The sequence below is a fragment of the Novipirellula galeiformis genome, assembly GCF_007860095.1.
Lineage (GTDB): Bacteria > Planctomycetota > Planctomycetia > Pirellulales > Pirellulaceae > Novipirellula > Novipirellula galeiformis.
This window is the reverse complement of sequence record NZ_SJPT01000002.1, coordinates 1-19,932: the sequence shown is the minus strand read 5'-3', so window position 1 is coordinate 19,932 and position 19,932 is coordinate 1. Positions and strand designations below refer to the sequence as shown.

The following is a 19,932-nucleotide window of genomic DNA, read 5'->3' as shown; positions in this document are numbered from 1 at the left end:
CCTACCGGCCAATCACACGCCGGCCAGCGAAAGCTGGCCAATGGGCACGGGCCTTACAACTGGCGAACGCAGCGACGCCTGGAATCCCACGTCCATTTTTTTATTGTGCTAGCGTGGGATCCGATACCGCCATAAATGGATTCTACACTCGCTGATTGCATCACTGGTTCCGAGCTGGCGAATTGGACTCAGCGGGTCGTGCCGTCGCTGTAAACTGCGGGATAGGTCTCCGCTATGGCTCGTCGTCATGGATCGTCGTCGATCGAAATGTTCGTCAGGCCGCGAACCTGATGTTCACGCAGGTTGGCATCGCACTCGCAAATGACATTCGCCATCTCATTTCAATCACCTTCAACGGTGGTTGAAATGCGATTCATTGGAAACTCAATGCCACCCGCTTCAAGGACCATCCGCTTTATCGATGGTGCGGATCGTCGCCACCTCGTCGCTAAGATTCGGATCGTCTAACGTCCACATGCTGAATTGAACCAGTTTTACAGAACCACGATCAGTGCGTGGATCACTCCGACAATCCAGAAACCGACGATCGTCAGGACCAGATTCAACCAGAACTGAGTCCCTAGACCCGAGTTCATGAAGACGGCGAGTGGTGGTAGCAGGATGGCCAAGATGACTTTAACAAGGGTATTTTGGGTGGCGACTTGAGTGGACATTGGTCTTCCTTCGTACGTAGGTTGATTCGCACCCGATCGCTAAAGCAATCGGTATGTAACGAAAACAATCGGTAGCAATCGGCGTGCCATCATTGACTATTCGCTTGCCACATTGAATTGCCGAAACCAACCCAACATCATCATGTGGGCCGCGTAACACATCAGCCCACAGCCTGTGATTCCCAGCAGAACTTTCCCGAACGATTGGGCAGCGATTGCAGCAAGAGCATCACTCATCCCACTGATCTCTCCATCACCTGTACCGGAAACGGCGGAACTGAACAGAAAACCGCCAATGATAATGACGGCGATGCCTCTGGTGATCAGTCCCAATCGACCTGCGTGCAAAGCCGCTTCACGTAACGTCTCACTCATGCTTGCCAGGTCGTACTTCTCCATGAATTTTGCTTGGTATCCCTTGTAGATGAAGTAGAACCCAACGGCGACTACGATCGTTCCGGCGATTCCAAGCAGCACTTGTCCCCATGTCGTCGCGAGCAGCGGGCTTACGCTTTGCGAGTCGCTCGATTCGCCTGATCCGGATGAAGTTCCCAACGCTAACGTGCCGGCGAAGATTCCCAGCATCAGATAACTAAGTCCGCTCAGAGCATAACCGATGCGTTTGACGATGCCCTTGGAATCCGATCCCGCACCGTCGGTGTCGTATCCCGATTGGACCCATCGCCACGCGGTGTAACTTAGCAAACCGATGGCAACCACCCCGAGCAAAACTTTCCCGTAGGGTTGTTGCCCGATCTCACGAATCACGCCACGTGACCCTTCGATGTCGCTTCCAGAGCCGATCGCGACCTTGAAAGCGAGAAAGCCCATGATCGCATACACGACCCCCTTAGCGATATGCCCAAATCGCCCCATGACAACAACCCATTTGGGAACATCAGGAAGTGTCGCGGATTTAAAACCGTGCCAGGAGTTGGAGCTGGTGGTAGTTGAAGACATTGGATCTCTCCGGTTGGATTGTCGCCGAATCGCTCCGCCGATTCGTTGTAAACAGGCCGACCGGCGGAGCGGTCATGCGACAGTGATCCAGCGATCTATCTTCATTCTGAAACCGTGTTCGATTTATCGTACGACTAGCCTTTGCTTCGCTCGCCGGGTTCATCGTCACCGGGGTCGATGAGGAGATCCGTACGAGCTAGAACGCCGTTTACCATCCGGGATTTTGTTGCGTTTGTGTTTCGCATGGAGATAAGGAAGTCAGGCCAACTCGCTGGCTGGAAGAGCGTCAGGAGGGACCGTCACGCAGCACTGCACTTTTGGGCGAGCCCCACGTGATTTATGAAACAACTCATTTATGCAAACAACGTGCCGCTTCCCACAAACCGTTGGTTGTCGCGACACCATTCGCGTTTGTGACTTGGTGTAGAAAAACTCATTCGCAGGTAATTGGCTAATTGGCCGATAGAAACGCAAGGGGACACCGCACTTTACTGGAGTATGGAAGTCCACCTCGGCAAGGTTGTTTTTGACGAACCGGCGCAAGCTCGGTGCGCACTAGCTCGGTGCGTACCGCTGGTGCCGCAGAGATCCGATTGGTTCATGCGGTAGAGTGCGAATCCAGCGCTACGCAGCTGGCCCCTCCCCCCTCCCCCAGCCACTCAGCCACTCAGCCACTCAGCACCATCATCCCACGTTTGGCTTAGGTAATGCACCGCATCGGGTTGGACGGGGCGGCTTTGACATCTTCATCGTCGTGAAGGTTGACGTTCATGATCACCGGGACTTTGCCGGATATCTCGGTCGGCTCGTATAACAGTGCGGGAATCCATAGGCCCGGCAAGATTTGGTAGCGTAGTTTCCGGATGCGACAGCCCAGACCGCCCTGGATTTCATCCTGTCAGACGATGTCGGTCGGTTGGTCCCGCACCTGTCGCGTTTGGCCGCGAAAGATCACATGCTCGAACATGGTTTCTTGCCACTATCCAACGGCCGACTCCTACTGTTCAACCAACACGTCTCAAGGATACGAGCGACCTTCGGTTCGCAAAATCGTTCGACCTCTTCTTGCGGTACAGCCGCATCGGTCAGCGGGAACGTCAATAGAGCATCGATGGCAGCTTTTTCATCCGCCTGAAGCGAATGGCAAGCTAGGCAGAGCAGCAGAGTCGTCAGAGCAACACAAAACCGCATAGTGAGAATCCTCAAGATGAACAACGACCGTAGCCGACTTGCTACGGTCGGTAATTTTCCGGCTTCGGATGCTCCTGGCTAAATCTGCTGTTGAATTGCTCAGGCTTGCGAGCTACCAACTGACGTGTCGCTTGGTATTCCAGTGATGGGCGTAGAGGCCTACAGCTAGGTAGATTACTTGCGCGAATCCGACCAGCATTATCAGTGAGTGAAAACTTTTCCTGAAGTAGGGATAGGGACCATAGATCGGGTCCAGAAGCCCTATAGCGCCGACAACCACCAGCCCTGGCACAATCACGCTGCCAACGAGCAACCAAGCCAACGCAACTTTCATTGCCCAAAGACGTTGGCCGAGACCTAAATACGCGAATATCACGATAGGAACGTTGATAATGCCGACGATCGCCATCGCTTGGACGGTCGGGCCCCAGGCGTCTTGCCCTGGAAATGTCGGCCCCCATACCAACGTGAGCGAATACAAAACCCATGTGGTCATGCAAGCGATTGCGGCGAGCGTAAACAGGCATGCTTCTCGCGTCCGTTTAGCGTCGCGGCACCATGTGATGGTTCGGTTCAGCCACGTCGCATTGCGAGCCGATACGGGGCGGCCGCCCACGAAAGCGTCCAGATCCTGCGCCAACGCGTCGGCGGAGACAAACCGGTTCTCCGGCGTTCTCGACAGGCACTTGATGATGATCGTCCGCAGGTCCGACGGAATATGAATCGGCACCAGTTGCTTGTAGGCAGGCGATTCGTTTTGGAAAATGGAAAGAATTTCGATGTAGGTTTTGCCGCTCAACATCGGTTGGCCGATCAGTAATTCGACCAGTAATACACCCAGCGAATAGATGTCGGTCTGTGCGGTGACAGGCCCCAGGTCGGGCAACAATTGTTCGGGCGCCATGTACAGGGGCGTGCCAACAATCAAGCTGCTGCGAGTATCGGTGATCGGCTCATCGGACCGTTGGGCCAGTCCGAAATCGGTCAATCGCGGTTGATACCTCGACAACGGCAACGATGAATTTGACGCCTTGGGGTCATGGACTTCGTTGGAGTCCGTCAGGCTCGGTTCACGTGCAAGTAATACATTGCTCGGCTTGATATCGCGGTGTACGACTCCTTGCGCATGGGCGTAGGCTACGGCGTTGGCCAGCTTGCTGACAAACACAGCCGCTTCGATCGACGTTGATTGTTGGCGTTGCAAGGATTGCCAGCTGGCTAAGTCGGGACCATCGCAGTACGCCGAAACGATGTAGACCATTTCGCCGTCGGTTCCGCTTTCATAGACGGGGATAATATTCGGGTGTTCCAATGCCCCCGCCGTGCGAGCTTCGTGAACCAACTGTTGCCGTCGCAGCGTATCCCGTATTAGATCGCGTCGCGGAAGTTTAACCGCCACCTCGCGCCCGATCGTTTCGTCACGAGCAAGATAGACGACACCGAAACCACCGCTGCCGATTTCGCGAAGGATGGTAAAGCGGCCCACACGATCGGGAATGGCATGTCCATCCGCGGCAACCGCGGGATCAGCAGGGGATTTGGAGAAGTGTTTGGCGAGCCGTTTTAGTAACGCCGCCTGGTCACCGCCGAGTTGCTCGGCGACCATTTCCAGTTCTTCGGCAGTCGCCGCGGCGGCGAGTAGCTGAAAGGATTCGTCTAACTCCGGAAGGTCCACGCCATCGTGTGGCCTTCCCGGATCAGGATCGCGAAATTTATTCATGGGCTTCCTGCCGCAGGCAGATCATGGATGTCTTGAGAAAGCTCGCGAATCGAAGCTTTGCAGGCGTCGATGCAGCGCGCTTAAAATTCGACCCCACCGTTTTCGTACCGTGTCTTCTTTCATCTTCAATTGATCTCCAATTTTCGCGAACGTCCGTTTTTGCTGGCAGCGTAACGCTAAAATCTGGCGGTCCGTGGGAGCCAGTCCTTGGATGGCACAGTGCAATTCGCGATCGAACTCATTCGACTCGGCAACTCGACTGGGAGACGGATCAGTGGCGGAAAGCGTTGGTGCAGAAAGTCGATTCAGTGGTTGCTCACGGTCGATCGATCGTTTCTGAGTATCGACATACTTGCGACGCGCATCTCGCAGGTTGTTGGTCAGAATCGCCCGCAGCCATTCATTAAATTCACCGATGGTGGACCCTGAAAAGTCGGGCAGGGTTTGTGTCGCTTCCATGAACGTGTCCTGGACAATGTCGGACACAGCGACTTTCGCCTGCCACTGGCGAGCAATGGAGCGCTTAGCGATCCGGGACAATTGCGGCAGCAATCGCTCAATTAATTCCACGTCAAAACACTCGCCACCGCCGTCGGTGGGAATGCTCCTATGGGGATCGCGAATCGTAGAGGGCATCGGATGGGGCTCCCGCAGGTCTGTGTCTGTCAACTTTCAAGCGTTGGGTAACGCGGCAACGGCTCGGCCGCGAGATCCTAGCCGCCTAGCCGGGTGTCCACCGCACCCCCATCGCATCTCGGCGAGATGCAGACATCCTAGTGGTGAGACAGTCAGCTTTCAAGTTTACGGATTTAATTTTCCGGTTTCCGCTGATCTCTACGCCCAATGTAGTAGCGGGATGTGTCGTCGTGCTGTGGCCTGACGCAGGCCCCGAAGCAACCCACCGAACAAAACGCCTCACCCTATATACGACGATGGCCCGCATGTTTTCGAAGCGATCTACCCAACGCGTCTCCATCTCGCGTCGCCGTACCCAGCACCGCAAAACGTCTCGCCGTCAGCTATCCGCAGCGTTGCGATCGACGCACCGCCGCGTCGGCATTGAACGTCTGGAGGACCGTCACCTGTTGGCCATGGATTTCGGTGATGCGCCGGATTTCGGCGTCGGCACGGGCCCTGGGGATTACCAGACGTCGCTGGTGGATAACGGACCTCGGCACACGATCGATGCGAGAATCTTCATGGGGCGTCCGAGCGAGGGCACACCGGATCGGCTGAAAGACGATGGTTTGCGCAACCCCCACTTCGATCTGAACGTGACTCATGGCAGTCAGCCGGAGGTGAGCGTCGTTGTAACGAATCGGACAGACGCCCCGGCCACACTGCACGGATGGATCGATTTCAATGGCGACGGCGTGTTTGATAACCAAACCGAACGCGCTCTGGCGACCCCCGAGACAATCGTCGGCTTTGCCGAATCCAAAACCGTCCAGTTGGTTTTCCCTGAGATTGGTTCGAGTTTCCACGGCCAGACGCAAGCCCGGTTCCGTTTCAGCACCGATGGTGCAGCAGCCAGCCCGACCGGCCTGGCGAGCGACGGAGAGGTCGAAGACTACGTGGCCAACATCTTCTTACCGCACACCGACGAAGCGGAAATGCTGCAGTATTATCGTGTGGCGGCAGATGACCATACCAACTATCCCAACGCTCCCTTTGTGGGCTACAACTTCAAATTCGGTGATTCGATCGCGAAAGTGGGCGACTTGGATAGAAACGGCGTCACCGATCTCGCGGTCGCCGTTCCAGGGGACAATTCCGAAGGGGAAGGCACAGGAGCTGTCCACATCTTCTTTCTCGAATCGGATGGTTCTTATTCAAAACGAACCATCATCCCGCTCGGAGCAGCAGGCATTGGGGAGTCTGCGCCGTACAGTGGCAACCTCCTAAAAATTGCACCGATCGGGGATCTCAACGGGGATGGGTTCGTCGATCTCGCTGTTTCATCCGGCGAAGCCTTGTCGGACGCTACGTCGTTGCATGTCATTTACTTAAACAGTGTGGGAACCGCCAAAAGCGTACAGTCGATTGCTACAGGAGTTGGCGAGCCGATCGCGCACCTCGGCGATCTCGGAAACAATGGGACGCAGGAGCTGGTCGTCAGGAATCCCAAAGTAGGACACACCGACTATTTCCAGATTCTCTCCGTCGATTCAAGTGGTGCCGTTCAGAAAACTGCCACGATTTCACACATCGCGTCCGCGCCTTTGGCTCCTGATTCGAACGATATATTTGGTAAAGCCATCACGCTGCTGGGAGACCTGGACGACGACGGCAATATCGAAATCGCTGTGGGAATTCAGCGTGGTGGGAACGATGACGAGGGAATCGTTCAAATCCTGTCACTCAATGCGGACTTTGAGGTACTGCATCGTACACACTTGACCAGCAACTTCATTGACTACAGTGCTCGGCATGACTATGGCTTCGGAAATTCACTGGTCGCAGGAGATCTCGATGGCGACGGTAGGTTCGAACTGATCGTCGGAGATCCGACGCTCCGCGGACGCTCGCTTGCGGATAGTGAACCAACCAATGATGTCCAGGGAGCAGCCTACGTGCTGTTCCTGAATGCCAACGGCACTCTGGAGGCGGCACAGCGGTATGCACTGAAATCGAATTCGCAGCATGCGGACGCCAAGTATGCTAGTGCGATGGCGTTTCTCGGTGACCTGTCGGTTGATCCTTCGGGTGACGGATCGATTGAGATTGCGATTAGTGCATCCAACGATGCGTGGAGCGGTTCGGTCGAAATCGTTTCGTTGAATGCGGATGGATCGCCGGTCGCTCGTAGTGAGATCGGTCCGTTTGGCGTCCACGGACAAAACACTCGCCATGTCACTTCCCTCGGCGATGTTGATGGCAATGGTTATCGCGATATGGCCGTCGCGGCTGGTAACGCGGTCCAGGTACTGTTTGTCGGTCCAGAAGGGCGAATCATCACAACCACGGAGATTCGTGGAGACCGGGTGGGCGGAAACGGTTTTGGAACGATCGGGTCGCTCGCGTCTGCCGGTGACCTGGACGGTGACGGAATCGACGAACTAGCGGTGGGGAGTACATTCCCTGATGTGTCACGTTTTTCACCAGACGCAAATGGCAAAGTTCAGATACTGTATTTAAAAACGGATGGCTCGCTGCGCGATTTCGCGGAGATTGGCCCCACCCCCAACCTCGGCCCTGACGACGCCAACTTTGATCCCGCTAATCTGAACTTTGGTCGAGCGATTACTACTGTCGGTGATTTGGACGGCAATGGGGTGCCCGACCTCGCGGTATCTCAACAGGAATACGAGCGAAAACGGTACACCGGACCCGGTGCCCTGGTGACCGATACCTACGATGCGGCAATCGATATCCTTTTCATGTCGAGCGAGGGTAGCGTGATTGACCGCACAAGCCTCTCGGGGATTGACGCTCAAGACCTCGCCGCGATTGGCGACCTCGACGGCGACGGATTGCTGGAGATCGCCGTTGGCAGAAATGGATTCTTGGATGTGGTGTTCTTATCGTCAGAAGGAGAACTTCGTGATCGTAAAACATTCGATTACGACTTATCAAAGCTTGGCACAGATACCTCAGCAGAACTCTTCGGATTAGCCGTTGCCGCACCAGGAGACTTGGATGGTGATGGGGTCGCGGACGTACTGGTCGGAGCGCCCGGTAGGACTTCGACCGATACAACGCAAGGGTTTTGCGACGTACGATTTGGAAGCATTCATCGGCTCTTGCTGAATGCCGATGGAACGGTCAAAGAACAACTTGAATTAAAAACCCCCGAGGGCTGGAGTTACTCGGACGTAGGTGTCGACTTGGCTGTACTAGGAGACGTCGATGGCGAAGGTGGAGTTGACTTTGTGACAGCCGCTCCGCCGCGATGTGACAGCCAGGGCGGACTAATTGAAATGAGTATCGGCGTACTTCGTCGCGGTGATTTCGGTGATGCTCCGGATAGCGGCGATGGCACGGGACCATGGAACTACAACACCCACGCCCATGATGATGGTCCAGTACACATCGTCAATGATGCGATCTATCTTGGCACTTCCATTACTGCGGATGTCTTTGCCAATCCATCGAATTTGGCAGACGGTGATGACGATGATGGTCTGATTCTTCCCGGCGGTGTCTTGACACTGACGGCGGGACAAACGTCGCAGGTAGACGTCATTGTGACCAATGACACCGGCAGCGATGGCATGCTCTACGGCTGGATCGATCTCAACTTCGACGGCGTTTTCGATCTCAGTGAGCGGAGCGAGTTTCCCGTACCGGACAAAACAACCGAGCCGACTGTCCCATTATCATTCCCATTCATTCCAGCCGGGGTGGCGGGTATGACATACGCGCGGTTCCGATTGAGTACCGATGGTGCAGCCGCAGCACCGACCGGGGCCGCCTTCGATGGCGAAGTCGAAGACTATCTCGTCACGATCATACCCCCAATAGGCTCGGGGCAAACGTACTTCGACCATGGCGATGCAGCGATCGGAAACTCCGGAAGCATTGTTTCCACAGCGACCACGCCGCAGTCTCAACTTGTCGACGGGGCGTTTCACAACATCGGTGACGTTGACGGCAATGGGACGAATGACCTGGCCGCATCGGTGTTGATCGGCGGAAACTCTCCCGGCGTAGAGATCCATTTGCTGAACCCGGATGGCACCGTGAAACGAGTGGAGTCAACCGCGATTCCCGTCGATCTTCAGACGCACCGTTTGGGCGAATCGTTCACGGGATTGGGTGACCTGAACGGCGACGGCATTCCCGACGTCGTCATCGGCTCACCTGGGATCGGTAGCGAAGCCGCGGGCCGACTGGATGTCGTCTTTCTGGACCGCGATGGGAAGTCGATCGGTTCCACAATCATCGGCGGCGACAGCGGCAATGGACCATCGCTGTCTGAACCAGCGGGTTTTGGCATCTCGATCGCTTCGATTGGAGACATTGATGCGGACGGATACGATGATCTGGCCGTGGGGGCTGCAGGATTTGAAGGCGATGGAAGGGTCTTCATCCTCCTGATGGGGGCGAATGGAGTCGTTGACGACTACCAAGTGATCAGCGGACCGGGAGACTTCGGCAGCTCGGTCGTCAATCTTGGGTACCTCAATGACGATCATGTGACCGACTTGCTGATCGGTGCCCCTACTTATTCCGACACGCTTGCCAATCGCCGCAGCGGTGCAGCTTTCGTCGTATACTTGAACAACAATGGCACGGAGCAAGGCCGAAATATCATCTCACAAAGCACTGGGATGCCGATTTCTGCAGACGACCGGTTCGGAACATCCGTGGCATCGATTAGCGATGCCAACGGGGATGGGATCCTTGACATCGCTGTCGGCGCTCCGTACGACAACACCGGCGGTATGAATCGAGGTGCCGTCTACGTCTTGCAGTTGGCAAGGGATGGCTCCGTAACCGACGTCTCAAAAATTGCCACCGGGATGGGAGGCGGTCCAGAAGACTCTGCGGACAACCACGGATCCTTCGGACGGTCCATCGCTGTGATGGACGACAGCAACAGCAATGACCTGCCGGAATTGATGGTTCGAGCAGGATCCAGTGACTATCTAGTGCAGCTAGCGGATGCTTCCACCGCAATGCGGTCGCCATCGCACGAACTTGATTCGAACATCTTTCTGGGTTCGTTCGTCGATGTCGAAAAGGCACCGAATCCGAACGATGCGGCGACAGGCGATGACGTCACCGGTTTTGGTAACGACGAAGATGGCTTGGTTGATCCATCACAACTACGAAATCTGGCCGTCGGTCAAAATCCGTCCGTCGATCTGTACGTCACGAACCTGACTGGTAGTGATGCAGCGCTCTACGGCTGGATCGACTACGACATGAATGGCGAATTTGATGGGGGCGAACAAGTATCCCTCTCTGTACCTTCTGCAGCCGTCGGTAAAGGCAGCCTTGGTGAGATAGTCACGCTGACGTTCCCCAAGGTTCCAGAAGGATTTTCGGGAACGACCTACGCGCGGTTCCGCTTCAGTACCGACGCAAGTGCGGCGGTTCCCACCGGTCGTGCACTCGATGGCGAAGTCGAAGATTACGTCGTAACGGGGATCGGCAACGGCTACCAGAACCTGATCCCCTCCGGTTCGCTTGATCCCGGTTTTGGTAATAACGGAGTTGTCCGTACGGACTCTCGAAAGCCAAATACCGATAGCGTCGTGGACGTCGTTGCGTATCCATCCAACGGACAATCATTGATTCTGGGGAGTAATGGATCTGACGTCACCGTCCTCCGATTGAACATGGATGGTGTAGCCGACGGGACGTTTGGCAACCTGGGAGTCGCTCAGCACCGGATGTGGTTCGATGGCGCCCGCATGTCGGCGAGCAGTATGGTCCTGGATGACCAGAATCGAATCATCATTGCGGGGGCATTGTCGTACACCGATGGATCAGGAAGATCAGACTTCGCGATCACTCGTTTGATGCCCAACGGGGATATCGACACCAGCTTCGGAAGCGATGGCTTTCAGTTCATCGACTTCGATGGACGCAAAACAGGAACCCCAGATGTCGCCATCGACAGTACGGGAAGAATTGTTGTTGGTGGAAGTGCTCAGCACATCGTCGACCGTGATTACGACTTCGCCGTTGCGCGACTAACCGCAGATGGAGTGCTTGATTCGACGTTTTCGGAAGATGGAAAGAATCACTTCGATCTTGGCGGAACGACGGATATCTCGACATCCCTTACCATCGATGTTCTGGATCGAATCGTGATGGGCGGCTATACGAACCTCCGATCGAGTAGCCAACGTGATCTGGCGGTGATTCGTCTGACAAAGGACGGAGTACTCGACGATACTTTCGACAGCGACGGTATCCAGACAATCGACTTCGATAACAAGGGCGATTATCCAGGCTCTGTCGCCATCGACAGTTTGGGGCGAATTGTCGTCACTGGACGATCCTTTCAAGGTGGCGAATCCGGGACAGACATTGCCGTCGCCCGATTGACGAATGGCGGAGTACTCGACACGAATTTCTCAGACGATGGAAAACATATCGTCGACATCTTTTCACAGCAGGAATTTACCTATGGCCTGGCGATCGATGGCAGCGACCGCATCCTGATTGCAGCCCAAACTCAAGAGTCCGGACAGCGCGAGGACATTGCGGTGATCCGACTTGCCGTTTCGGGAGAACTTGACGATACCTTTGACGACGACGGGGTCCAGATTGTTGACTTTGGTAACGAACGCGACTTTGGAGGCTTTTTGGCGATCGATCCGGTCGGCAATATCCTGGTTGCAGGAACGGGGACTTCTGACTTTGCCGTTGCGCGGCTGACCAACAATGGAGACTTTGACAGCACTTTCAGTCGTGATGGCAAGCTCACCACCGACATTGGAAGTCCGTATTCGAACGGATTCGCTTCAGAAATTGTCTCGCATCAGCCCGACGGAAAAATCGTTGCCATCGGGCACTCTTCAGGATCGAGTGACGTCCTGGTCATTCGATATCTCGATGACGGGCAGCTTGATCTTGGATTTGGTGATCGAGGTCTTGTGCGACTGGATACGAATCCTTTCAACAATTCAGACCGCGCCATCGGGGTCCATATTGATGACCAAGGGCGAATCATCCTATTAACGAATGGTCGACAGAGCAACTTAAACTCGGGCACGAAAGAGAACCTCAACATCTATCGCCTGACGGCTGATGGTGAACTCGATGCAAGCTTTGGCACCAACGGCCTGTCCATCCACGACTTCAACAGCCAAAGTGACAGACCGACCGCGATGGCGGTCGATAGTCAGGGGCGTATCCTGATTTCCGGCACTTCCGGAAATGCTAAAATCCTGACACGGTTGACAGCCTCAGGAACTCTTGATTCGACATTCGGTTCCGGTCAATACGTCGAGCTTGCGTTCCACCCCACGGATTTAGCGGTCGATCAGAACGATAACATTGTGATCGTGGGCACAGTTAACAGCGATTTTGCGGCAGCTCGATATCTCAACACCGGCCAACTCGACACTGGATTTGGCGGCGATGGGATTCAAACCATCAATATCGTGGACGCCAATCGAAACAGCTCGGATGTGCCATCGGCAGTCACGATCGATCGATTTGGACGAATCGTCATCAGTGGCTATTACTACGACTATTCGGCTGCTCAAACCGACGTTGCTATCGCGTGGCTTAACCCCGACGGCTCGCTTGATGTCAGCTTTGACGACGACGGCAAGCTATCCATTGACTTCGGTGGCGATGCTGATAGCGCACAGAGTATCGCGGTCGACAGTTCCAATCGCGTGATCGTCGGCGGCTACACCTTTTCACCGTCGGATGGTGTTTCGGACTTCGCGGTTGCCCGCATCAACTCTGACGGCACCCTCGACGAAGCGTTCGGCGACGGCGGCAAAAAAATCATCGACCTCGGCAGCACTTCGGAATCGATCGGTGGTGTGTTCGTGGATGAATTCGATCGCATTCTATTGGCGGGCAGTTCGGACTCGACGATGACCATCCTCCGATTGCTGTCCAATGACGGTGCGGGCGGAGAATACCTCGCGAGTTTGCTCAGCAGGGACTACGGTGATGCCCCAGATACCGGCCCCGGCACGGGACCTGGCAACTACAACACGTCCATAAGTGACAGCGGGCCATCACACCAAATCGACCAAGATATCTTCATCGGTAAATTCGTTGACGGCGAGTTCACCGCGAATCCCGGCAGCCAAGCCAACTCAGATGATGTTACTGGTGACCTCTTTCACGGAGAATTGGCGGATGACGAGGATGCGTTTGGCTCGTTGACGTTTATTGGAGGTACGAGCCCCACCGTAACGGTGGTGGTAACCAATCGAACCGCGAAACCGGCAATGCTGTACGGCTGGATCGACTCCAACGGCGACGGGACGTTCGATCTTTCCGCCCAGCATTCGGTTAACCCGGATCCCGAATCGACGACGGTCGAATTGGACTTCCCGATGGTACCCGTCGGTTTCAATGGCACGACGTACGCCCGATTCCGTCTGAGCACTGACATACAAGCCGCCTCCGTACCGACCGGGTTTGCCAGTGATGGCGAAGTCGAAGACCATATCGTCTCGATTCGTTCCAGTCTTTTGACGATTGGCAACGTTAGCAAAGTCGAAGGTGCGGTGGGACCAACTCCATTTGTATTCACCGTGACACGTAGTGGCTCGCTGGTGGGAGAGGTCAGTGTTGACTATCAGACGGTAGACGGAACGGCCACTGTGGATAACTCCGACTATCTGCCAGTCGCGGACACACTCACATTTTTGGACGGTGAATCCACCAAGACAATTACTGTAATCGCTCAAGGAGACACCTATGCTGAAACGAACGAGACGTTTGTGGTGAGACTGAGTGGAGTCACTGGAAATGCCGCGATCACCCGCAGTGAGGGAATCGGGACGATTCTCGACACCGGTGGCTTTGTGATCCACGGTGTTGATTCAGTTGACAGTTCAGGTTATTCCGTCAGCAGCGCTGGCGACGTGAACAGCGACGGAATTGATGACTTGGTCATCGGAGCCCCCTACGCCGATGGGATTGATAATAGCCGATCCAATGTTGGTGAAAGCTATGTGGTTTTTGGCAGGCACGCGGAGGATCCGTTTACCACCAGCGTCGACCTGAGTTCCCTTGACGGCAGTAATGGTTTCGTGATTCACGGCATTGATTCGAGCGGCTCTTCTGGTTTTTCCGTCAGCGGTGCTGGTGACGTTAACAACGACGGAATTGTTGACCTAGTCATCGGAGCCCCCAACGCCAATGGCCAGGTAGGTGAAAGTTATGTGATTTTTGGCCGAAAGGCGGTGGCTCCGTTTACTGCCAGCGTTGACCTGAGTTCTCTGGACGGCAGCAATGGCTTCGTGATCCACGGCATTGATTCAAACGACCGTTCAGGCATCTCCGTTAGCGGTGCGGGTGACATCAACAACGACGGAACTGACGACTTGATCATCGGAGCATATATTGCCGGCAGCGCTGGCAATGGCCAGTCTGGTGCTGGTGAAAGTTACGTTATTTTTGGCCGGAACGCGGAGGATCCGTTTGGTGCCAGCGTTGACCTGAGTTCTCTGGACGGCAGCAATGGCTTCGTGATCCACGGTGTTGATTCAGGCGACAGTTCAGGCATCTCCGTTAGCGGTGCGGGTGATGTTAACGGCGACGGAATCAGCGACCTCGTCATCGGAGCATTCCTTGCCAATGGGTCAGGTAATGGCCAGTCTAATGCTGGTGAAAGTTACGTAATTTTTGGCCGGGACGCGGAGGATCCGTTTGCCGCCAGCATCGACCTGAGTTTACTGGACGGCAGCAATGGTTTCGTAATCCACGGCATTGATTCAGACGACTCTTCAGGCATTTCTGTCAGCGGCGCTGGTGACATTAACAACGACGGAATCGACGACCTGATCATCGGAGCATACTACGCCGATGGGGCAGGGAATGGCCAGTCTGCTGCTGGTGAAAGTTACGTGATTTTTGGCCGGAACGCGGAGGTCCCGTTTGCCGCCAGCGTCAGCCTGAGCTCCCTGAACGGTAGCAGTGGTTTCGCAATTCACGGCATTGATTCAAGCGACCATTCAGGCATTTCCGTCAGCAGGGCTGGTGACATTAACAACGACGGAATCGACGACCTAATCATCGGAGCATATTCCGCCAATGGGTCTGGCAATGGTCAATCTGATGCTGGTGAAAGTTATGTGATTTTTGGTCGAGATGAGGAACATCCGTTTGCTGCCAGCGTCGAACTGAATTCTCTGGACGGCAGCAATGGGTTCGTGATCTACGGCTTTGATTCAGGTGACTTCTCAGGATATTCCGTCAGCGGTGCTGGTGATGTCAACAACGACGGAATTGACGATCTGATCATCGGAGCATACTACGCCGATGGTCAGGCTGGTCAAAGTTATGTGGTTTTTGGCCGGGATGGGGTGAATCCGTTTGGTGCCAGTCTTGACCTGTCTAGCCTTTCCGCTGGCTTGAAGGACTGGGTCAAGGAAGCAACAGATGAAAAGGAGCCGATCCTCACCATCGCGTCTGATCCGGAAAAACTGACCTCCACGCTTCAGGCTATTACCCAACTCGAAAACCTGAATGTCGGAGAGACGCTAGAAATATCCATCAACCTGACGGCAGGCGTGTACAGCGGCGAAACCATCAAACTGCCAGCCGGTATCACCGTTCGCATCAACGGTTCTAACGGGCCAACCTGGGTGGGTGCTTCGCCCGCACTGACGCTGGAATCCGGAAATCTGATCGTCGAGGGTTTCACCTTCACCAATGCCACCGACGCTCCCACCATCCTCGTCCAGGGCGGAAGCTTGACGCTACGCAACAGCAGGATCGAAGAAACGACGACGGCTGATCGGCCAGCCATTCAGGTCACCGGCGGAAAGGTTGATCTGGGGACTGCCGATGATCCCGGTGGAAACACGATCATCATTCATGGCGATGGCGATCTGATTGACAACGCTGGTCCCCATTCGTTGTCGGCGATCGGTAACACGTTCCAGATCGATGAAGTCCCGATCGTTTCGGAATTTGAAATCGAAGCGGAGATCACTGACCATTTGGAGCGGCAAGATGCGGGATTGGTCAGCTACCTCGCCGACAATGTTTTCGATAGCCTCGTTGCTGGCGAGCGGGACCTCGACTTGCTGTCGCTGGTTGCTGATCTAGAACTGACCGATCCGACGTTCGTTATCACGGAAGCGGTCAACGGCGAAGCCGAAATCCTAAGTGACGACCATACCGTCCGTTTCGTTGCCGCTGAACTCGGTTCCGCCAGCTTCCGTTATTCGGTTCGAGTCGATGACGTCGAAGTCGCCACGCGAATCGCCCACTTTGATGTCACGAACTTACCGCCTGTGGTTGCCGTCGAACTCTCGGAGCTGACGGTCGACCAAGGCGACGTCGCCAGCAATACCATCACCTTCTCGGATTCCGTTGGCGATGTCGTGAGCCTGTCGGCTTCGATCGGGACCGTCACACAAGCTGACGATGGCAGTGGAACCTGGTCTTGGTCCTTCAATACCAACGACACGACCGATGAGAGTCAAACGGTCACGATCACGGCCACCGATAGCTTCGGAATCACTTCGCGCACCACATTCAGCCTAAACGTCAACCTCGCAGCGGACCCGCTGTCGGTGTCCGGTGTGACGGTTAATGACGGAGCCCTGCAGCGCAGCAACACGACTCAGTTAGCCATTCAGTTCGATCGCGACTTCGACGCGCAAAGCATGATCGACAGCGGTCAGATCCTGAGTGCGATCTCACTCCATACCGGAGCTGGATTTAGCACCAACGTCGCGTTGACCGCTGACCAGTTCCGCTGGGATATGGCGACGAGCCGATTGCTGATCGATTTGACTGCGGGAGGCACCCAATCGATCCTGGCCGATGGTCGGTACGAACTGCGTATCCACGACACGATCGATGCAAGTTTTGTGGACTCCGATGGAACCGATGACGGAGTCTACCGCTACCATTTCCATCAACTGAGCGGCGACTTTGATGGCGACGCGATTGTCGGCATCTCCGACCGAGCCACCTGGTTCGATCGCACCAAAGTCCAATTTGGAGCCCGTGCCGGAATGGCCGGCTATGACTCCGCCTTCGACTTCGACGGCGATGGCATTATCTCCACCCGCGACTACTACGTCTGGCTTCGCAGCTGTGTGGGCAAGCAGCTGGATTGATTCCTCAAGAAACGACACCTTCCGATTGAACCTCAAGAGAAACCTCATGCTATTTACTAAAACAAGTTGTCGATTGTCACTTGCTGCCACGCTGTGGGTGACGATCGCCTGTTGCACTGCCCAGGTTCAAGCTGGTTTGATTACGGCCACAACGACAACGCTTGATCCCATCGCACCGGGAGATGTCGTCGATTTTGATATCGAACTTAGGAACGTGGCGTTGCCGAGCCCTACGGACAGCATCATTTCCATCACTTTGGATTTCACTGCTAGCGACGCAGCGTTAACCGTTGGCGGTACAGACTTTTCTGGGTTTTCATTTGTTCCCGATGCCGGCTTGATCGGTTCGCTGAGTTTCTCGTTTGATCCCGATGTATCCGACGACGGAATCGTCACTCTGGACGCCGATACGCCACCATTTGGTTCTGACACAGGAATCCCGGAGGCTACCGCCTACATTCGATTGGGGACTTTGTCAGCCGTCGCTCCGCCCACTCCAGGTGACTACACCATTGGCTTTTTGATCGACAACACCCCCTTTGCAAATAGTACCACCCTACTCCTGGACGACTTCGATTTCACGACGCTTGTACCCGACGTGCAGGGTGCATCGTTTACGGTCACGTCCGCTGCCACGGTTCCCGAACCTGCCAGTTTGCTGGTGTTCGGATGTGCTGGCGGTTGCCTTGTGTTTTGCCGCCGCCGTAAAGATCGTGGCAATGCTACGACGCTTTGCCGTTTGTCTTAGTCATGCGTGATGCTGCGCAATAGAAACGCACCGTCGAGGGGGCCGGTCGCCGCGGTGCGAGCGGAGTTTTAACGAGCGATCGAAGGCACCTCCGACTTCCAGCACGATGTCCGCACTATCGCGAAACGCACCGACGCCCAGTTTGATATCCAGCAGCCTGTGTGAAGAAAACGCTTTGAGGGCATGGTAGGCGACTGGAAATCGAACAGCCGCGGCGGTAGTCGGGGATGGCTTTGCCTTCTCCATTGTCGTGACCGCTATCGAATTGCGATCTATCCAGCTTCTTTACGGACGGATCGATCGCAATTCGTTGTGTTCGCGGAGCGAACAACGACTAACGCTTTGCGGAACGAAGCGATAACATATCGCGTTGCGCAATCGATGGCGGAATGGGCTGATGGCCCGCTGCCCGCAACCGGTCGTAGCGACGCTCACCCGAACGTGGACGGGGCAATTCTCCCATCCACTGGACTGGCGACCGAACGCTACGGGGACGCGGTCGTTAAGGCGACGCAGACGTTATTTAGCCTGCGCGTTCCAGGGTTCGATCTGACGCAACTGCTTGGCTTGCAATGCTTCGTAGCAATCGGGAAGATCGAATTGGGCTAACACGTTGGGAAGCAGCGTCGAAAGCGGCCATTCGTAGTGCTTGCTTTCGGCGATCTCGCTGTACGAGGTCAACGCGTTTTTCAGCGTCACCTGCTTCACTTGATCCGACATCACGGCGGCGAACGTAGCGGGCAACGCGCCCCAGCCTCGACCCACGATGTGAATCTCGGTATGCCCCACCGACGCTAACCAATCGAGCACTCGCAGCACATCGAGTGTCTTTTGACCGACGTAGGGACGATCGAGCATCAGGCTGTGGATCGCATACATATAATCGCTGCCGTAGGAACTGTGAAACGATCCCGGTGTGCAGGTATCGGGACGTGATTCGCCGATGCCGCGGACGTCACAGGCGAATAGGGGCGAATCGGGTTCGGCCTGCATCTGTTCGCGGATCAAAGGCTCGTTGCGTAGCTCGTCGTCGCTCGACAGATGCGCAACATACAATAACGCCCGTTTGCCGGTGCGCTCGGGACGCGAATACCAGCGTCCCTTGGTCAAGCGATACACGCTGGCCTGAATCCCAGGCTCCGTGTCGACCGAATAAACGACCGCGTGCTTGGTCGGATAATCACGTGCCCGCAGATCGGCCCAGATACGATAATCCGGTACTTCGCCGCGTTCGGCGGGCAATTTCAATACATCGGTCACGGCCTTTTGCAGGCCTTCGCCGCTGAGGGGTTTGCGCGCCGCAGCGAACTGTTGTGACTTTTCGCGGGTGAAATCGTATATCGTTCGCGTGTTTTCCATTGCATCGACTTGCCCCTTGGGGGTGCACTGCAACGTTTCGTCCTTTTCGATTCGGATCTCGGGCTCCGCCGTGAAGGGAACCTCACCGGTCGAACTCAACACTCCACCGAACGTGCGATCGGTATCGCCGGCCGCCATCCCGCTGGCGTGGTTGAACCACGAGTACATGGCTTCGCGGTTCTCGGTTGAGTAACCGTGTCCGGTGGGACCAACAAACAGGGCAACGTTGTCTTCGGCGCCCAGCAAGCGGTACAGACGCCGCAACCGAGCGTAGGTTTCTTCCGCTCCACGCACATCGAAAAAGTCACGTTCCTTGGCCAAAATGATAACTGGCTTGGGAGCCATCGCGGCCAGGAAGTCAGCATGATCCAGATCGAGCGCCAATGCCTGAGGCGGACATTGTTCGGTGTCCTGAGGTTCTTCGTTTTCCAAGTTGCGACGTATCGTGCTGACGAAACAACTCGGTGCCGCCATCGACCAACGCGGATCCAAACCGCACAGCCAAGTCGTCATGGTGCCGCCGCCCGAATTGCCGGTAACGCCAACACGATT

At 55.4% G+C, this 19,932-nt stretch carries 7 protein-coding genes; 2 read left to right on the top strand and 5 right to left on the bottom strand.

Annotated elements, in window-relative coordinates:
• Window positions 1-494 precede the first annotated feature (494 nt).
• The 4 genes from Pla52o_RS05220 to Pla52o_RS05205 form a co-directional block, all read right to left on the bottom strand.
• The gene (locus Pla52o_RS05220; protein ID WP_146593578.1) at window positions 495-674 is read right to left on the bottom strand and encodes a YqaE/Pmp3 family membrane protein; all 180 of its coding nucleotides are present in this window, start codon (window positions 672-674) and stop codon (window positions 495-497) included.
• A 96-nt stretch (window positions 675-770) separates the two neighbouring features.
• Window positions 771-1,634, bottom strand: a complete 864-nt coding sequence (locus Pla52o_RS05215; protein ID WP_146593577.1) for a DUF1206 domain-containing protein — start codon at window positions 1,632-1,634, stop codon at window positions 771-773.
• A gap of 1,303 nt (window positions 1,635-2,937) precedes the next feature.
• A complete protein-coding gene (locus Pla52o_RS05210; RefSeq protein WP_146593576.1) occupies window positions 2,938-4,545 on the bottom strand; it encodes a serine/threonine-protein kinase in 1,608 nt (535 codons plus the stop codon).
• Between the two features lie 21 nt (window positions 4,546-4,566).
• Window positions 4,567-5,181, bottom strand: a complete 615-nt coding sequence (locus Pla52o_RS05205; protein ID WP_146593575.1) for a sigma-70 family RNA polymerase sigma factor — start codon at window positions 5,179-5,181, stop codon at window positions 4,567-4,569.
• Between the two features lie 305 nt (window positions 5,182-5,486).
• On the opposite strand from Pla52o_RS05205, the gene Pla52o_RS05200 reads away from it, so the two are divergent.
• Both Pla52o_RS05200 and Pla52o_RS05195 read left to right on the top strand, forming a co-directional pair.
• Window positions 5,487-17,273, top strand: a complete 11,787-nt coding sequence (locus Pla52o_RS05200; RefSeq protein ID WP_197169020.1) for a GEVED domain-containing protein — start codon at window positions 5,487-5,489, stop codon at window positions 17,271-17,273.
• Between the two features lie 46 nt (window positions 17,274-17,319).
• Entirely contained in the window at window positions 17,320-18,021 is a 702-nt protein-coding gene (locus Pla52o_RS05195; RefSeq protein ID WP_197169019.1) for a PEP-CTERM sorting domain-containing protein, read from the top strand.
• A 519-nt stretch (window positions 18,022-18,540) separates the two neighbouring features.
• Here Pla52o_RS05195 and Pla52o_RS26655 read toward each other — a convergent pair.
• Window positions 18,541-19,932: alpha/beta hydrolase family protein (locus tag Pla52o_RS26655; RefSeq protein ID WP_390620836.1), on the bottom strand; the 1,392-nt coding region annotated here is incomplete at its 5' end.